Genomic DNA, 16,504 nt, shown 5'->3' on the forward strand with positions numbered 1-16,504 from the left:
CACAAACGCGGGCCGCTCCTTCCGCCGGCCGGTTGTGCGTAAGCGCAGGATGGGCCGCTCGGCTGGACCCTTCGCGTCATATGTACGAGAATCGAACGTTGGGTGCAGGGCGTGCCCACTGCAGCAGAGAGTCCCCACATGCGCTTCTTGAACCCCCAGACCGGCAGCTACGACGAGCGCTCCACGGTGCCGTACGACCTGACCTACGACGACGTGTTCATGGTGCCCAGCCGCTCCTCGGTGGGCTCCCGGCAGGCCGTGGACCTCTCCTCGGTGGACGGGACCGGCACCACGATCCCGCTGGTGGTGGCCAATATGACGGCCATCGCCGGACGTCGGATGGCCGAGACCGTGGCCCGCCGCGGCGGTCTGGTCGCGATCCCGCAGGACATCCCGTTCGAGGTCGTCGCCGATGTCGTCGACTGGGTCAAGCAGCGCCACCTGGTGCACGACACCGCGATCACCCTGGCCCCCGGCGCCACCGTCGCCGACGCGCTGTCGCTGCTCCCCAAGCGGGCCCACGGCGCCGTGGTCGTGGTCGAGGACGGCAAGCCGGTCGGCGTGGTCACCACCGCCGACTGCCAGGGCGTGGACCGCTTCACCAGCCTCTCCGCGGTGATGTCGGCCGATCTGCTGCTGCTGGAGGAGGGCATCGCCCCCAGGGACGCCTTCGAGCGGCTCAACAACGCGCACCGCAAGCTCGCCCCCGTGGTCGACGCGCGCGGCGACCTGGTCGGCATCCTGACCCGCAAGAACGCGCTGCGGGCCACCCTCTACACCCCCGCCGTGGATGACCGGGGCCGGCTGCGGATCGCCGCCACCGTCGGCATCAACGGCGATGTCGCGGGCAAGGCGAAGTCGCTGCTGGAGGCCGGGGCGGACGTGCTGGTCGTGGACACCGCGCACGGCCACCAGGAGTCGATGATCAGCGCGCTGCGGGCGGTGCGCGGCCTGGACCCGCAGGTGCCGATCGTGGCCGGCAACGTGGTCGCCGCCGCCGGGGTGCGCGACCTGGTCGAGGCCGGGGCGGACATCCTCAAGGTCGGCGTCGGCCCCGGCGCCATGTGCACCACCCGGATGATGACCGGCGTCGGCCGGCCCCAGTTCTCCGCGGTGCTGGAGTGCGCCGCCGAGGCCCGCCGGCTCGGCAAGCACGTCTGGGCCGACGGCGGCGTGCGGCACCCGCGCGACGTGGCCATGGCGCTGGCCGCGGGCGCGTCCAACGTGATGATCGGCTCCTGGTTCGCCGGGACCTACGAGTCGCCCGGGGATCTGCAGACCTCGGCCGACGGCCGCCAGTACAAGGAGAGCTTCGGCATGGCCTCGGCCCGCGCGGTGCGCAACCGGACCTCCGACGAGTCCTCCTACGACCGGGCCCGCAAGGCGCTGTTCGAGGAGGGCATCTCCACCTCGCGGATGTTCCTGGACCCGGCCCGGCCCGGCGTCGAGGACCTGATCGACTCGATCGTCGCGGGCGTCCGCAGCTCCTGCACCTACGCGGGCGCGCACTCGCTGGAGGACTTCCACCAGAAGGCCGTGGTCGGCGTGCAGAGCGCGGCCGGCTACGCCGAGGGCAAGCCGCTGCACGCCAGCTGGTAGCGCTCACCGGCTGTTCAGCCCGCGCCCCCGCCTGCGTCCGTGGAGGGCCCGAGCGGGGTGAGCAGGCAGCGGCAGACCAGCCCGGTGGCGTCGTCCAGCGCGGCGGAGGCCACCGCGCGGGGGAGCGGGCGGTCGCGCAGCTCCCAGAAGGTGACCGCCGAGGCCCAGGCGGCGTCCCTGGCCCGGTCGATGCTCCAGGAGCTGAGCAGGTGCAGCAGCGGCTCGGCCTGCTCCAGTTCCCCGGGCGCGGGCATCAGCTGCTCCCGCACCTGCTCCTCGACCTGGGCCAGCAGGTCGTTCACCCGGTGGAAGTCGGTCGCCAACTCCTCCGGGGAGCAGCCCAGCGCGGCGCAGGCGTCGACCACGGCCAGCGGCAGGTCGTGCTCGATATGGGCGTTCATCCCGGACAACGCGAACTGCACCGGCAGGATGCCGGGGTGCAGCCGGAACTCCAGCAGCGGCCGCCAGCAGGCGGGGGCACGCGGGGCGGCCAGCGCGTCCAGGAAGCGGTCGGCGAACAGTACGTCCAGGGGGGCGACCTCGGCGGGGGAGCGGAACAGGTCGCCCGCGGCGAGGTGGTCGGCGACCGACCGGGTGACGGTCAGATAGGCGCCGCCGAACACCGCCACCCCGTCCTGCGGCGGCAGCCCGGCGAGGAGCAGCCGCAGCCGCCGCACGATCTCGGCTACGCCGGCATCGATGCCGCTGCCGATGCCGCTGCCGCTGCCGCCGCTGGTCCGGGCTTCGGTGGTCATACGATCCAGCCTGCCCCGGCCCGGGCGGGACGGCGATCCGGAAGATCCAGGGTCTACAGCACGCCGGCGTCGCGGGCGGTCCAGACCGAGGGGTAGAGCGGACGCCAGCCGAGCTCCTCGCGGAGCGGGAGGTTGTCGGCGATGCCCGACCACGGGTCCGGGTCCTGCAGCTGCCCGGCCGGGTCCGGCAGGGTCAGTCCGGCCAGCCGGTGGATGTCGTGGGCGCTGGCCGGGGCGTCGTCGGAGGCGTTGTAGATCCTGCCTTCGACACCGGGCGTGCGCAGGGCGCGGAACAGCGCCTGGGCCACGTCCGCGTGGTGCACCAGCGGCAGCTTGCGGTGCGCGGCCCAGTCCGCGGTCCGCGGCAGCGCCTCCCGCAGATGCGGGTCGCCCTCGCCGTAGACGTAGGCCAGCCGGACGATCACCAGTGGCAGTCCCTGGGCGGCGTGCAGTTCCAGCAGCCCGAGGTCGGCCTGCGCCTTGGACGCCGGGTAGGCGCCCCAGGCGGCGTCCGGGCGCAGCTCGTCCCCGGCGCGGGCCGGCCGGCCCCGGCCGGCGCCATAGACCAGGTTGGTGCTGGTGTGGACGAAGCGGCCGACCCTCGCGTCCAGGGCCTGCCGGCCCAGGGCGAGGGCCGCGTCGCGGTTGACCGCCCAGGCCTCGTCCGCCGGGACGCCGCGAAAGGCTGCGGCGACATTGATGACGGCCGTGGCGCCGTCCAGGGCCTTGGCCCGGTCGGCCTCCTCGCGGAGGTCGCCGAACACGGCCTCGGCGCCGAGGGCGGTGAGCGGCGCGGCGCGGTCCTCGTCCCGGACCAGGACCCGGATCCGCTCGTCCGCGCCGCACCACTGCAGCAGGCGGGGGACCAGGCGCTTGCCGACCTGGCCGGTGGCACCGGTGACCAGAATGACGCTCATGGTTGGGTTCCGTTTCTCTCGGGGTCTGTCGCCCTCACCTTGCTGCGGCGTCAGGCCTCGGGGGAGAGACCTCTTGATCGGGGGATCGGGAGTCCCTGGTTAGCCGGACGCCGCCGGTGGATGCTGGAGGCATGGACCGCGCCCAGCTCGCCGACTTCCTCCGCCGCTCCCGGACCCGCCTCAGCCCGGCCGACGTGGGCCTGCCCGAGGGCGCGCGGCGGCGCACCCCGGGGCTGCGGCGCGAGGAGGTGGCGCAGCTCGCGGGGATGTCCGTGGACTACTACACCCGGCTGGAGCAGCGGCGCGGGCCGCACCCGTCCACCCAGTTGCTCGCCGCGCTGGCCCGGGCGCTGCGGCTGACCGGGGACGAGCAGGACCACCTCTACCACCTGGCCGGGCAGGCCCCGCCGCGGTCCACCGGCGGTGGCGGCGGGCACGTCCGTCCCGGGCTGCTGCTGATCCTGGACCGGCTGTTCGACACCCCGGCGCAGGTGACCTCGGACATCGGGGACGTGCTGGCGCAGAACGCCATGGCGGCGGCGCTGCTCGGGGACAACAGCGCGCTGCCGGCCGGGGAGCGCAATATCCTCTGGCGCTGGTTCGCCGTGCCGGCCTCCCGCGAGCGCTTCCCCGAGGAGGAGCGGGACCGGCTGGGCCGGATCCACGTCGCGCAGTTGCGGTCCGTGGTCGCGGCCCGGCCCGACGACCGGCGGGCGGCCGCGCTGGTGCGGCAACTGCTGGACTCCTCAACAGAGTTCGCGGCGCTGTGGGCCGAACACGATGTCGCGGTGCGGCGCGGGGACACCAAGACGGTGCTGCACCCGCAGGTCGGAGCGATCGAGCTGGACTGCGAGGTGATGCTCGGCGCCGACCACCGCCAGCGCCTGATCGTCTACACCGCCCGCCCGGGCAGCGTCGCCCAGGAACGGCTCGACCTGCTCCGCGTGGTCGGCCTGCAGGACCTGTCCCGCCCGGAGGACCGTGATACCCCGGTGCGCTGAGATCTGGACCGGCCCGGCGCACCTGATGACGCGTGTACATGCCATAATAAGGCTGCGTTCAATTGGCCCTGAACGCGGTGCGGCGCCCCCGTCCAGCGAGAGCGGGGGCGCCGTGCCGATCTGACCAGGTCTCAGATGTCCTCCGGGCGCCGGGCGTTGGCGCGCGAACCAGAGAGCGCCACAGCGCCGACCAGCACCGCGAGCAGTAGGCCGCAGTCCAGGTGGAGGACGGTCGCGCCGAGGGCGTCCAGCACCGGCAGGGCGACGAACGGCAGCAGCGCGGAGACCAGTCGGGACGGCGGGTAGGTGCGTCCCAGCGCGGTGTTGTGTACGGCGGTGGGGAACAGTTCCGCAGCGCGCGCGGGCCGGCAGCGAGCTGAGTGCCGGGAGAGTTATGGGGCCTATAGTTTCACATTGTGACAAGCTCCGACTTCGAGACCGAGGACCACTCCGCCGGCGCCGACCCCGGGCGGGTCCGCGGCGCGGAGACCGCGCGGCGCGCGCTGCGGCTGATCGAGACGCTGATCGCGGAGCAGCCGGTCCGCCTGGAGACCCTGGTGGAGCGCACCGGGCTCACCAAGAGCACCGCGTACCGGCTGATGCGGGTGCTCCAGGAGGAGGGCTACGCGGAGAAGTTCGGCCCCGACGGCTATCGGGCCGGACCCCGCTGCGCGGTGTTCGCCGAGGTCGGGGCGCTCAATGCGCACACCTACGCCCCGGTGCGGGCGATCCTGCAGCAGCTGGCCAGGGCCACCGGTGAGACGGTGACCCTGCACCAGCGGGCGGGCGACCTGGTGATCCTGGTGGCCGGGGTCGAGGACGAGACCCACGCGCTGCGCATGGTGAGCACGCTGGGTGAGTCGAACCTGCTGGTCCGGGGCGCCAGCGGGCTGGCGGTGCTGGCCCATCTCGACCCGGCCGAGGCCGAGCGGATCGTGCTGCGCAATGTCGAGGGCCGGCCCGAGCAGGCGGAACTGCTGGACCGGTTGCGTACGGTGGCCGCCCGCGGCTTCGCCCTGTCCAGCGGGGTGAACCACCCCGGCGTACGCGGCATCGCCGCACCGGTGCTCAGGGACGCGGCGCCGACCACCCTGTCGGTGGCCGTGGTCGGCCCGGCCGAGCGCTTCACCGAGCACCAGGCCCGTGCGGTCTCGGCGCAGCTCATCGCCTGCTGCGGACGGCTGGCGGCCTACTTCACCGCGGCCGGCCAGGGCGGTGTGCGCGAGAACTGACCCAGCACCGCCCCCTCCTTCCGCCCCCGTTGCGTGCGTTTCCGCAGCGGGGGCGTTCGTTTGTCTGCTTGACACCCGTCGAATCACTATGTGAATCTGAAGTTGCACAATATGAACTTCCCGAATCACAGTGTGGAGATGAGTGCCATGTCCCTCCCGACCGACCCCGACGGTCCCACCGGGCAGCTGGCGAGCTGGCTGGCCGGCACCCGGCTGGAGCAGATCCCCGGCCGGGTACGGCGGCGGGCCGCGCACCTGGTGCTGGACGGGCTCGGCTGCGCGCTGATCGGCGCGCAGCTGCCGTGGTCCAGGACTGCCGTCGAGGCGGTGCTGGCCATGGAGGGCACCGGTGACGTGCCGCTGATCGGCTGGGGCCGCAGCACCAGCGCACCGGCTGCGGCCGTGCTGAACGGCACCTTCATCCAGGGCTTCGAGCTCGACGACTACTACCCGCAGGCCCCGCTGCACACCGCCTCGCTGCTGTTGCCCGCGCTGCTGTCGACCGCCTCCCAGCTGGACCAGGTCAGCGGCGGCGATCTGCTGCTGGGCACGGTGCTTGGCATCGAGACCGGCACCCGGGTCGGCCGGGCGCTCAACGGCCCGGAGATGCTCACCCGCGGCTGGCACTCGGGCTCGGTGTTCGGCACCCACGCCGCCGCCGCGGCCTGCGGCGTGCTGCGCGGTCTCGACCCTGCCTCCTTCGAGGACGCCCTGGGCCTGGCCGGGACGCAGTCCGCCGGACTGATGGCGGCGCAGTACGAGGCCATGTCCAAGCGGATGCACCACGGCTTCGCCTCCCGCAACGGCTTCTACGCGGCAGGCTTGGCGCAGGTCGGCTACACCGGGATCAAGCGGGTCTTCGAGCGTCCCTACGGTGGCTTTCTCTCCACCTTTGGCGCCGGCCACCAGCCCGACGCCACCCAGATCACCCACCAGTTGGGCGAGCAGTGGAACACCGAGGGCATCACCGTGAAGATCCACGCGGCGATGGGCGGCCTGCACCCGGCCATCGACCTCGCCCTCGCGCTGACGGCCGGCCGCGAGACCACCGCCGGCCGCGAGACCACGGCCGACCAGCAGATCACCGCCGCCGAGATCGAGCGGATCCGGATCGAGGTGCCCGCTGCGATCTACCACCACGGCTGGTGGCAGCCCGAGCGCCCGCTGACCGCCATCGGCGCGCAGATGAACATCGGCTACGCCGTCGCCGTCGCCCTGCTGGACGGGCAGGTCCGTCCCGAGCAGTTCACCGAGGCCCGCCGGGACGCGGACGAGGTGTGGGAGCTGATCGCCAGGACCGAGGTGGTCCAGGTGGACACCCCGCAGCAGCCCGACTGGCAGCTGCCGGGCTACAACACCCGGCTCACCGTGACGCTGCGCGGCGGGGAGGCGCTGACCTCCGCGGTGAACCAGCCGCACGGCGGCCCGGACGACCCGCTGAGCAATACGGAGATCGTCGAGAAGTACCGGGCGCTCACCGCCAGGGTGATCGACCCCGGCCGCGCCGCCGCGATCGAGCGGCTGGTCCTGGGCCTGGAGCAGAACGACGACCTGGCCGGACTCATCGAGCTGCTGGCGGCCCCGGCCCGCGGCGCCCTGGACTGAACCCCCACCCCCTCCGAGATCGAGGAACACCACCCATGTCCCTTTCCCCGCACGACCGCCCTCCGGCGGTCTCGCCCGGCGCGCGGCTGCGCGCCCTGCTGGCCGGGGGCGGTCTGATCACCGCGCCCGGCGTCTATGACGGGCTCACCGCCGCCCTGGTCGCCCGTACCGGGTTCGGCGCCGCCTATCTGACCGGCGCGGGTGTCGCTGTCGGCGGCTTCGGGCTGCCCGACATCGGTCTGCTGACCCAGACCGAGATGGCCGACCGGGCCCGGGTCGTCGCGACCGCGCTCGGCGACGTACCGCTGATAGCCGACGCCGACACCGGCTATGGCACCCCGATGAACGTGGTGCGCACGGTGCGTGAGTTCGAACGGGCCGGGGTCGCCGCGATCCAGTTGGAGGACCAGGCGTTCCCCAAGAAGTGCGGGCATCTCCCGGACAAGGAGCTGATCCCCGCCGCTGAGTTCGCCGACAAGCTCGCCGCCGCCCTGGACGCCCGCACCGACCCGGACCTGGTACTGATCGCGCGCACCGACGCCCGCGGACTGCTCGGGGTCGGCGCGGCCGTCGACCGGGCCAATCTCTACGCCGAGGCGGGCGCGGATGTGGTCTTTGTCGAGGCCCCGCAGAGCGTCGCGGAGATCGAACGGATCGCCGCCGAGGTTCACGACGTCCCGCTGCTGATCAATATGGTGCAGGGCGGACTGACCCCGGACACCGGGCCCGAGCGGCTGGCCGCGCTCGGCTACCGGATCGCGATCCACCCCGGCGCGCTGCTGGGGCCCACCGTGCTGGCCGGCTTCGACTCCCTGGTCCGGCTGGGCGGCACCCTGCCCAGCGACCTCACTCCGGGGCCGCAGGGCCTGTTCGAGCTGGTGGGGTTGCGCGAGTGGTCCGCCATCGGTGAGCGCTACCGCAGCACCCGTTCTGAGAACAGGGCAGGTGTCTGATGGGGATGACCATGATTGAGAAGATCCTCGCCCGCAATGCGGGCCTGGATGAAGTGACGGTCGGTCAGACTGTGGTCTGCGAGGTCGATATGACCGTGATGATCGATCTGCAGTTCGCCACCAGCTGGGTCCAGCCGCTGCGGATCAACGACCCGGCCAAGGTCGCCGTGGTGATGGACCACGCCGTCCCGGCGCCTTCCGTCCTGGACGCCGCCGGCGGGACCAAGGCCCGTGCCTTCGCCCGGGATTTCGGCATCGAGAAGTTCTACGACGTCGGGCAGCACGGCATCTGTCACCAGGTCATCGCCGAGAACGGGCTGGCCCGCCCCGGTGAGATCCTCGCCTGCACCGACTCCCACACCTGCGCCGGCGGCGCCTACAACACCGCCGCCCGGGGCCTCGGCCCGGCCGAGGTGTACTCCATCCTGTGCACCGGCACGACCTGGTTCCAGATCGCGCCGACCATCCGCTACGAGTTCACCGGCAGCAAGCCGGCCGGCGTCTCCGGCAAGGACGTCTTCCTGCACCTCGCCGGGACCTACGGCGACGCCACCAACCACAACCTGGAGTTCGGCGGCCCCGGTCTGGCCTCGATCCCGATGAACGACCGGCGCACCATCGCCACCCAGGGCGCCGAGATATCCGCCGACTTCTCCACCTTCCCGGCCGACGACCTGTGCCGGGAGTTCATCGACCGGCACACCCCCGGCGCGGCCGACTACCGCGCCGCCGACCCCGATCCGGACGCCGACTACGCGGCCGTGCGACGCGTCGACCTCGATGCGCTGGTGCCGTATGTGGCCCGCCCCGGGACGGTCAGCCACAACGCGTTCCCGATCACCGAGATCGAGCGGCGGCCGGTGAACCAGTGCTTCATCGGCTCCTGCGCCAACGGCCAGCTGGAGGACCTGGCGATCGCCGCCGCCATCGTGCGCGGCCGCCAAGTCGCCCCCGGGGTAAGGCTGCTGGTCACCCCGGCCTCGCAGCAGGTCTACCGGGACGCGATGCGGGCCGGCTATCTGCAGGACCTCGCCGACGCCGGGGCGGTGGTGACCAACTCCACCTGCGGCGCCTGCTTCGGCTACCACATGGGCCTGCTCGGCCCCGGCGAGGTCTGCCTGACCTCCAGCACCCGCAACTTCACCGGCCGGATGGGCAGCCCCGACGCCGAGATCTACATGGCCTCACCCGCCACCGTGGCCGCCTCCGCCCTGACCGGATTCGTCACCGACCCGCGTGGGGAGATGAACTGATGGACACTCAACTGAGCGGCCGGGTCTGGGTGGTCGGCGACAGTGTCACCACCGACGCGATGTATCCGGCCTTCGCCATGAAGCTGCCGATCCCCGAGGCGGCCCGGCACGTCTTCTACGAGCTGCGCCCCGGCTGGACCGAGCAGGTCCGCCCCGGCGACATCCTGGTCGCCGGACGCAACTTCGGTCTCGGCTCCTCCCGTCCGGTGGCCGCGCTGTTCCGGGAGCTGGGCGTGGCCGCGCTGGTCGCCGAGGAGTTCAACTCGCTGTTCCTGCGCAACGCCATCAACCACGGCCTGCCCGCGCTCACCGTCCCCGGAGTCACCGCGGCCTTCGCCGACGGCGACCGGATGACCCTGGACTTCGCCGAGGGGTGGATCCAGCAGGCCGGCACCGTCGAGCACGGAGGTGCTGGCAGCAGGCTCCAGGGCGGCCCGTTGCCGCCGCTGGTGCTGGAGATCCTGGCGGCCGGCGGCATCCTGCCCAAACTCGCCCGCGAGGGCTACCTTCCGATCCCGAAAGGCTGACCCCCATGCATCAGCAACTCGCACCCGGCCTGACCCGGGTGGCCACCAGCAAGCGGGACAACGCCTTCCTGGTCGACGGCGACGACGGCCTCACCCTGGTCGACGTCGGCTGGGCCAAGGCCCCCGGGGCGCTGCTCGCCGCCCTGGCCGAACTCGGCCGCGCCCCGGCCGACATCAGGCGGATCGTGCTCACCCACGCCCACCCGGACCATGTGAAGGGCGCGGCCGAACTCCGCCGCCGCACCGGCGCGCGGATCCTGATCCACGCGGCGGACGCCGACTGGCTGCAGGCCGGCCGGGTGCCCGCGGCCGGGCGCTCCGGTTCGGTCGGCCGGCTGATCGACCGACTGCCGCTGCTGCACTGGCAACCAGTCACCCCGGACGGTCTGCTGACGGACGGTCAACTCATCGAGGGCTCGGACGGACTGCGGGTGCTGCACACCCCGGGCCACAGCCCCGGCCATGTCGTGCTGGTCCACGAACCCACCCGGAGCGTGCTGCTGGGCGATGCGCTGTTCCACCGCGGCGGGCTCGCCCTCGGCCCGGCCGCCCTGGCCGCCGACCCGGCCACCCGGGGCAGCAGCCTCCGCCGCATCCCGGACAGCGTCGAGGTGGTCGGCTTCGCCCACGGCGAGCCGATCTCGGCCGCGGGCATCCCGGCCTTCCAGCAGTACCTGGAGCAGCTCACCAAGGAGCCGCCGCGATGAACCCCGAACGCTGGACCCCGAACGCGGGACCCCGACCTACGCGTCGCCGGGGTGAATCCGGTGGAAGCCGCGGCTGTCGTACCAGCGGGTGATGCCCAGGCCCAGGCCGAGGGCGATGGCCAGCCCGATGGCGAGCATGATCCAGGCGCGCTGCAGGCCTGCGTCGGCCCTGGCGTCGAAGTACATGATCGCCCGGACTCCGCCGCTGATCTGCCGCATCGGCTCGAACTGGGCCAGGAAGCGGTAGAAGCCGGGCACGGCCTCCAGCGGGATGGTGGCGCCCGCCGAGGGGATGGCCAGGGCCACGAAGAAGAACATGCTGACGACCTGTCCGAGGCCGCCGAAGATGGCGACCACGGCCTGCACGCCGATGCCGACCACCGCGCTGGCGCAGACCGCGAACAGCCACAGCTGGAACAGGTGCGGCATGGCCAGCCGCACCACCACCGCCGTGGCCAGCACCACCACGGTGGCGGTCACCAGCGACAGCACCGCTGACATGGTCATCTTGACGAGCAGGGTGTGGAAGCGGCTGATCGGCACCGGTTTGCGCACCTGGCGGCGCGGGCCCAGCTCGCTGGGCGCATAGCCGAGGGCGGCGTCCACCCCGCTGCTGATGATGTTCGCGCCGAGGAAGCCCGACATCACCACCAGCAGGGCCACATAGAAGGCGGTCAGCCCCAGGCCTGTCCTGGTGGCCAGGGCGTGCCCCGGCGCGGTGGTGGTGCTGATCGGGTCGGCCAGCAGCATGGCCTGGGCGGTGCTCGGCCTGCCTCCCGCGGCGTGCAGTTTGGCGGTCAGCTGGGCGCCGATCTGCTTCGAGGAGGCCCGGACGGCCTGCTGTTCCACGGCGGTGGACAGCGAGGAGGCCAGACTGCCGGCGCCGGGGTTGGTCAGCAGGGTGACCTGCGGCCTGCTGGTGGTACTGGCCGTCCCGGCGGGGGCGGTGATGCTGGTGAGCGCGGCGGTGAAGTCGGCCGGCACCGAGATGGCGCCGTAGAGGTGGCCGGAGTCGAAGGCGTCCTGTGCCTGCGCCGGAGTCATGATCTTCCAGTCCACCCGCTGGCCCGGGTCCGGCGCGGCGGCGATCCCCCGGATCATCTGCTCACCCAGGGGACCGGCGTCACGGCTGATCAGCCCGACCGGGAGGTGGTGCATCGAGCCCTGGGGGTTGCCGATCCCGCCGGAGTACACCAGGGCCAGACAGAAGGAGACCAGGGTGACCAGCACGGAGGGGAAGACCCACACCGGCCACTTGCCCAGGATCATGCTCGCCGTGGCCCTCGGCGGACCAGGCGGGCTCGGCGGAGCCGGTGGGTCGGGGGGAGGCGGTGGGGAACCCTGCGCGGTGGCCATGGCACTCGTCCCCTTCTCGGTCGTCCTGCTCAAACTAGTGCAGGACGACCGATTTCACGCTCAATGCTGATAGGTGCGCATGTCGGCCACGCTCCACCAGCTTCCGCTGGCGGCGGTGAGGGTGATCCGGATGTAGCGCACCCGCTGGTTGTGCAGGTCGACGGTGGTGAACTGGCCGGTGCCGGTCGCGTCGGCGACGGCGGTGGTCCAGTGGCTGCCGTCGGTGCTGGTGGTGACGGTGTAGCCGCGGGGGTAGTCGCCGATGGAGGCGCCGGTGTCGAAGACCGCCTGCTGCAGCCGCCGCACCTTGCCCAGGTCGGTCTGCAGGTACTGCCCGGGGGTCTGGGCGGCACCGGTGGAGTAGCGGGTGCTGGCGTCGTCGTCCACGGCGTTGGCGGGGGTGTCGGTGGCGCCGGCCGGGGAGGCGGTGGCGGTCCAGCCGCTGGGGTCGGTCTGCCGCAGCGCGGTCCTGGTCCCGGAGCTGCCGTGCCAGACGAAGGTGGCCAGCGCGCCGCCGGGCAGGGTGTAGTCGAAGTGCTGGTTGCCTTCCTGCACCGCGAAGGTCTGCGGGTTGTCGTTCTCGTTGTGGGCGACCAGGACGGTGCTTCCGTCCGGGTTGCGGAAGGCGGTGTCCTCCACCTGCCCGTTCCAGCCGGTGGTGCCGAAGGAGGTGTTGGCGATCCGGACCGCGCCCGGCTGCACGAAGCGGGCCAGGTGGCCGAGGGTGTAGTACTCGGCGTTGCGGGTCACCGTCCCGTCCGGGGCGACGGTCAGCACGGCGGTGCAGCCGGTGCAGCCGCCGACGTGCGGGCCGCCGGCCGGGTCCAGCGCGATGTTCCAGTTGACCACGGTCTTGGCCCAGTTCCGGGTGGCCCCGATGACCAGGTTGCGGGCGTGCCACTTGAGGGTGTCCGAGAAGGTGTTCGCCGGGACGCCGGACACGCTGCCGGAGCACTCGGTGAAGTAGATGTCCTTGCTGGGGAACTGGTTGTGCAGCGCGGTCATCGCGCTGGGGTCGCCGGAGTAGCAGTGGTAGGCGGTGCCGGAGACGTACTTCGCCGCGCTGGACTGCAGCAGTTGCTGCGGGTAGTCGTTGATGTCGGCGGTCTCGTCGGGAGGGGTGTTGGCGGCGTCGTTGGGGTGCTCGGTCCAGTTGTGGTCGTAGCCGAGGATCGTGGTCCTCAGGCCTGCGGCGTGCAGCATCGGGCCGAGCTGGTCGATGACCTTGGCCTCCTGCCAGGAGGGCATGTCGGTGCCGGGGTAGCCGGCCGGGGTGCGGTTCTGCGGCTCGTTCTGGACCGTGATCGCGTCCACCCGCACCCCGTTGGCGCGGTAGGCCTGAATGAACTTCACCAGGTAGGCGGCATAGGCGCGGTAGACCTTGGGGTCGTCGATCAGCCGGCCGCCGGTCAGCGAGCCGCCGGTCTTCATCCAGGCGGGCGGGCTCCACGGGGTGGCCAGGATCTGCAGCTTGGGGTTGAGCTGCTCGGCCTGGCGCAGCAGCGGCAGGATCTGCTTCTGGTCGTGCGCGACGCTGAAGTGCTTGAGGCTGTAGTCGCTCTGCCCGGCCGGGACGTCGTCGTAGGTGTAGGCCGCGGTGGTGACGAAGTCGGAGGCGCCGACCGGCTGGCGCAGGTAGTCCAGGCCGTCCCCGGTCCTGGGGTCGAACAGCGACTTCATGGCGGCGGTGCGGGCCTGCGGCGCGAGGGCGGAGAGCACCGCCGCGGAGGAGTCGGTGAGGGCGGCGCCGAACCCGGTCATGGTCTGGAAGGTGCGGCTGGGATCGACCACCACCGTCGGCGGCGCGGTCGCCGGGGCGGCCGGGGTGCTGGTGAAGGCGACGGTGCCCAGATTCGCCATGGTGTCGGTGCCGTCCGGGGTGGTGATCCACACCTGGGCCGAGTCGGCGGGACGCGGCGGGTGCCGCCGGTCGGCGGCGGAGGCGCTGCCGAGTCCGGAGCCGGCGATCGCGGTGGCGACCAGGGCGCAGCTGGTGGCGATCAGCACGGTGGTACGAGGAGTCCGCATGGGTGGCTGCTCTCCGTTTCACGGGTGGAACGGGACAGGGATGAAACAAAATGAAACTATTTCTGGAACATCCGCGAAACCCAGGTAAGCGGCCGTGGTTTGGGCTGTCAAGGTTTTGTACAGGAAGCGCGGCAAGCGGCTAGGCTGCGAGGTATGAAACGAAACCCTGTAACACGTGGGTAGGCCGCCGGGGTCCAGGGTCACGGTCCGCGCCATCGCCGCCGAGGCGGGCGTGTCGATCGCCACGGTGTCGCGGGTGATGAACGGTCAGGTCCAGGTCACCCCGGAGACGGCAGAGCTGGTCCGGCGCGCGGTCGACCGGCTCGGTGCCCCGGCTCCGGCCCGGCGCGGCGCGACCGGGGGCGCGGTCTATGTGCGCTGCCCCTATGTGCTCACTGACTACTTCGGACTGATCGTCTCCTCGATCGCTGAGGCTCTGGACCTGCACCACCGACGGCTGGTGCTGGGGGCGGGGGAGGCCGCCCAGCACACCGCCGTGCTGGGGACGCTGCCGCAGGACCCGACCATCGCCGGGGCGATCCTGATCCTGCCGCCGGAGCCCAGCGCGGAGATCGAGGCGCTGCACGCCCAGGGCTTCCCGTTCGTGGTGGTCGACCCCAGGACGCTGCTGCCGCGCGGCATCGCCTCGGTCTCTGCGGCGCACGTCGCCGGCGCCCGCAGTGTCACCGCGCACCTGACCGCCCTCGGCCACCGCCGGATCGGGGTCATCGGCGGCCCCCGGGAGTGGCTCGCCAGCGAGTCCCGCGTGGTGGGCCACACCTCGGCGCTCGCCGACGCCGGCACGCTGAGCCCGCCCGAGCTCTTCCGCAGCATCGAGCCCACGGTCGCCGGGGGTTACCGAGCCGCCGGGGAACTGCTCGACCTGCCGGAGCGGCCGACCGCGCTGGTCGCCTTCAACGACAAGGCCGCGGTCGGCGCGATGCGGGCGGCCCAGGAGCGCGGGCTGCGGGTTCCTGACGATCTGTCGATCGCCGGATTCGACGACATCGACCTCAGCCACAGCACCGTGCCGATGCTCACCACGGTGCGTCAACCGCTGGCGGAGATGGGCCGGTTGGCGGTCTCACTGCTGATCCGACTGCTGGAACGGCAGGCCGTCGACACCCTCCACATCGAGCTGGCCACCCGCCTGGTGGTCCGCGGCTCCACCGGGCCGATGGCTCGCTGACGGTTCGTCAGGCCCGGCCCCTCACTGACAGGTCGTCAGGTCCGGCCCCTCACTGACAGGTCGTCAGGTCCGGCCTCTTGCTGACGGTTCGTCAGGCCTGGTCGGCCCAGGGTTCACGGGTGGTGGTCACCGCGCCGCCGGTGCGCAGCGACTCCAGGATCGCCAGGCTGAGCTGGTGGTCCTGGCAGCCCTCGGCCAGCGGATAGGGCGCGGGGCCCTCGCCGCGGCACCAGGCGACGGTGTCGAGCAGCAGGTCGGTGACGGCCAGATCGTCCTCCGAGAGCCTGGCTCCGACCAGCCGGTTCCGCCACAGCACCTCGCCGTCGACGCTGATGTGGTCCAGGTCGACGCCTTCGAGGTTGAGGTCCACGCCGGCCCGGCGGCGCACCAGCGGCGAGTCGACCACGCTGCGCGGGTCCGCCAGCCGGGTCAGGGTGTCGTCCACGATCTCGCCGTGCGAGCCGCGGACGGTGAGCCGCCGGGCCCGCAGCGGGTTCCACCACTGGTTGTCGGTGAAGTCGTACAGGCCCATCGGGCCGCCGAAGTCGAGGGTGGCCAGGGTGGTGGCGGCGGGCTTGGCGGCGTCGTCGCCGGTCCAGCCGTCCCGGTTCAGCGGGTCGACCAGCGGTGCGGTGAAGTTCTGGGCGTGCACGGTCGCCGGGGTGAAGCCGACCCCGAGCAGCCTGCGGATCAGCGCGACGGCGTGGTAGAGGTGGGTGGAGGAGATCTGCACCGAGCCGACCTCGCCGATCGCGCCGAGGTCGACCAGGGCGCCGCGGACGGCGTGCGCGGGCATCCGGGTGTACTGCTCGGCGACCTGGACCGCGTCGCTGTCGCCGACCGCGGCCCACAGCGTCCGCAGGCCCGCCAGGTCGGCGGCGGGCGGGGTCTCGGCGAGGACCTTGGCGCCGGCCTGGACCAGCTCGGTGATCACCCCGGGGCTGGCGTCCCAGGGCACGCAGGGGATGACGAACTCGCTGTCGGTCGCCGCGAGCAGCTCGCTGACGGTGCGGAAGGTCGGCACGCCCCAGGCCGCGGTCACCTGGGCGCCGCGGTCGGCGCTGCGGCTGACCACACCGGACACCCGCAGCCGGGAGGGGGCCTGCCGGGCCAGCCGGAGGAAGAACTCCGACCTCCAGCCGGTGCCGATCAGGGCGAAGGTTCCCGCTGCGTCCGTGGTCATCGGTGCGCCTCTCGTGTGCGGTGGCTCGTGCCGGTGCCCGCGTGCTCGGCGACGCTCTCGAAGGTGGCGGCGCTGTCGTGACTGGGCATGCCGCCCAGCTTAGGTGACCTGGGAGGGGCGTCCCCGCCGCAGTCGGCGCACGGGAACGGCGGGCACGTTTCCGCACCCGCCGTTCCCGCCGTTCCCGCTGTGCAGCCGT

15 protein-coding genes are annotated in these 16,504 nt (G+C 72.4%); 9 read left to right on the plus strand and 6 right to left on the minus strand.

Annotation, left to right across the window (positions count from 1 at the left end; all coding sequences use genetic code 11):
* Positions 1 to 138: 138 nt before the first annotated feature.
* A complete protein-coding gene (locus ACXKR8_RS42075; RefSeq protein WP_458269780.1) occupies positions 139 to 1,599 on the plus strand; it encodes a GuaB1 family IMP dehydrogenase-related protein in 1,461 nt (486 codons plus the stop codon).
* Between the two features lie 14 nt (positions 1,600 to 1,613).
* Here the strand turns inward: ACXKR8_RS42075 and ACXKR8_RS42080 are convergent, their stop codons facing one another.
* Both ACXKR8_RS42080 and ACXKR8_RS42085 read right to left on the minus strand, forming a co-directional pair.
* Positions 1,614 to 2,354, minus strand: coding sequence for a DUF5995 family protein (locus ACXKR8_RS42080; RefSeq protein ID WP_458269781.1), 741 nt, complete (start codon positions 2,352 to 2,354; stop codon positions 1,614 to 1,616).
* 53 nt (positions 2,355 to 2,407) lie between these two features.
* Positions 2,408 to 3,271, minus strand: a complete 864-nt coding sequence (locus ACXKR8_RS42085; RefSeq protein ID WP_458269782.1) for an NAD-dependent epimerase/dehydratase family protein — start codon at positions 3,269 to 3,271, stop codon at positions 2,408 to 2,410.
* Positions 3,272 to 3,402: 131 nt separating this feature from the next.
* On the opposite strand from ACXKR8_RS42085, the gene ACXKR8_RS42090 reads away from it, so the two are divergent.
* On the plus strand, positions 3,403 to 4,272 hold the full coding sequence (locus ACXKR8_RS42090; protein ID WP_458269783.1) for a helix-turn-helix transcriptional regulator: 870 nt from the start codon (positions 3,403 to 3,405) through the stop codon (positions 4,270 to 4,272).
* Positions 4,273 to 4,403: 131 nt separating this feature from the next.
* Here the strand turns inward: ACXKR8_RS42090 and ACXKR8_RS42095 are convergent, their stop codons facing one another.
* A complete protein-coding gene (locus ACXKR8_RS42095; RefSeq protein ID WP_458269784.1) occupies positions 4,404 to 4,526 on the minus strand; it encodes a hypothetical protein in 123 nt (40 codons plus the stop codon).
* Positions 4,527 to 4,688: 162 nt separating this feature from the next.
* Here ACXKR8_RS42095 and ACXKR8_RS42100 point away from each other — a divergent pair, with 162 nt between their 5' ends.
* The 6 genes from ACXKR8_RS42100 to ACXKR8_RS42125 all read left to right on the plus strand — a co-directional run bounded on the left by ACXKR8_RS42100 (position 4,689) and on the right by ACXKR8_RS42125 (position 10,549).
* Positions 4,689 to 5,504 (plus strand): IclR family transcriptional regulator, encoded by an 816-nt coding sequence (locus ACXKR8_RS42100; protein WP_458269785.1) that lies wholly within the window; start codon positions 4,689 to 4,691, stop codon positions 5,502 to 5,504.
* A 147-nt stretch (positions 5,505 to 5,651) separates the two neighbouring features.
* Positions 5,652 to 7,109, plus strand: coding sequence for an MmgE/PrpD family protein (locus tag ACXKR8_RS42105; RefSeq protein WP_458269786.1), 1,458 nt, complete (start codon positions 5,652 to 5,654; stop codon positions 7,107 to 7,109).
* 35 nt (positions 7,110 to 7,144) lie between these two features.
* Positions 7,145 to 8,062, plus strand: coding sequence for an isocitrate lyase/PEP mutase family protein (locus tag ACXKR8_RS42110; protein ID WP_458269787.1), 918 nt, complete (start codon positions 7,145 to 7,147; stop codon positions 8,060 to 8,062).
* A 5-nt stretch (positions 8,063 to 8,067) separates the two neighbouring features.
* Complete coding sequence (locus ACXKR8_RS42115; RefSeq protein ID WP_458269788.1) at positions 8,068 to 9,315, plus strand: 3-isopropylmalate dehydratase large subunit; 1,248 nt, start codon at positions 8,068 to 8,070, stop codon at positions 9,313 to 9,315.
* Positions 9,315 to 9,842 (plus strand): LeuD/DmdB family oxidoreductase small subunit, encoded by a 528-nt coding sequence (locus ACXKR8_RS42120; RefSeq protein ID WP_458269789.1) that lies wholly within the window; start codon positions 9,315 to 9,317, stop codon positions 9,840 to 9,842. The genes ACXKR8_RS42115 and ACXKR8_RS42120 overlap by 1 nt, the downstream gene beginning before the upstream one ends.
* A gap of 5 nt (positions 9,843 to 9,847) precedes the next feature.
* A complete protein-coding gene (locus ACXKR8_RS42125; protein ID WP_458269790.1) occupies positions 9,848 to 10,549 on the plus strand; it encodes an MBL fold metallo-hydrolase in 702 nt (233 codons plus the stop codon).
* Between the two features lie 36 nt (positions 10,550 to 10,585).
* On the opposite strand, the gene ACXKR8_RS42130 is transcribed toward ACXKR8_RS42125, so the two are convergent.
* Positions 10,586 to 11,818, minus strand: a complete 1,233-nt coding sequence (locus ACXKR8_RS42130) for a DUF3533 domain-containing protein (RefSeq protein ID WP_458269791.1) — start codon at positions 11,816 to 11,818, stop codon at positions 10,586 to 10,588.
* 147 nt (positions 11,819 to 11,965) lie between these two features.
* On the minus strand, positions 11,966 to 13,933 hold the full coding sequence (locus tag ACXKR8_RS42135; RefSeq protein ID WP_458269792.1) for a discoidin domain-containing protein: 1,968 nt from the start codon (positions 13,931 to 13,933) through the stop codon (positions 11,966 to 11,968).
* Positions 13,934 to 14,108: 175 nt separating this feature from the next.
* Between ACXKR8_RS42135 and ACXKR8_RS42140 the strand changes: the two genes are divergently transcribed.
* Complete coding sequence (locus ACXKR8_RS42140) at positions 14,109 to 15,122, plus strand: LacI family DNA-binding transcriptional regulator (RefSeq protein ID WP_458269793.1); 1,014 nt, start codon at positions 14,109 to 14,111, stop codon at positions 15,120 to 15,122.
* Between the two features lie 91 nt (positions 15,123 to 15,213).
* Here the strand turns inward: ACXKR8_RS42140 and ACXKR8_RS42145 are convergent, their stop codons facing one another.
* Positions 15,214 to 16,305 carry a Gfo/Idh/MocA family protein gene (locus tag ACXKR8_RS42145; RefSeq protein WP_458269794.1) on the minus strand — a complete coding sequence of 364 codons (1,092 nt, stop codon included), beginning with the start codon at positions 16,303 to 16,305 and terminating at the stop codon, positions 15,214 to 15,216.
* Positions 16,306 to 16,504: the final 199 nt, after the last annotated feature.

This window comes from Streptacidiphilus sp. PAMC 29251 (assembly GCF_054208735.2).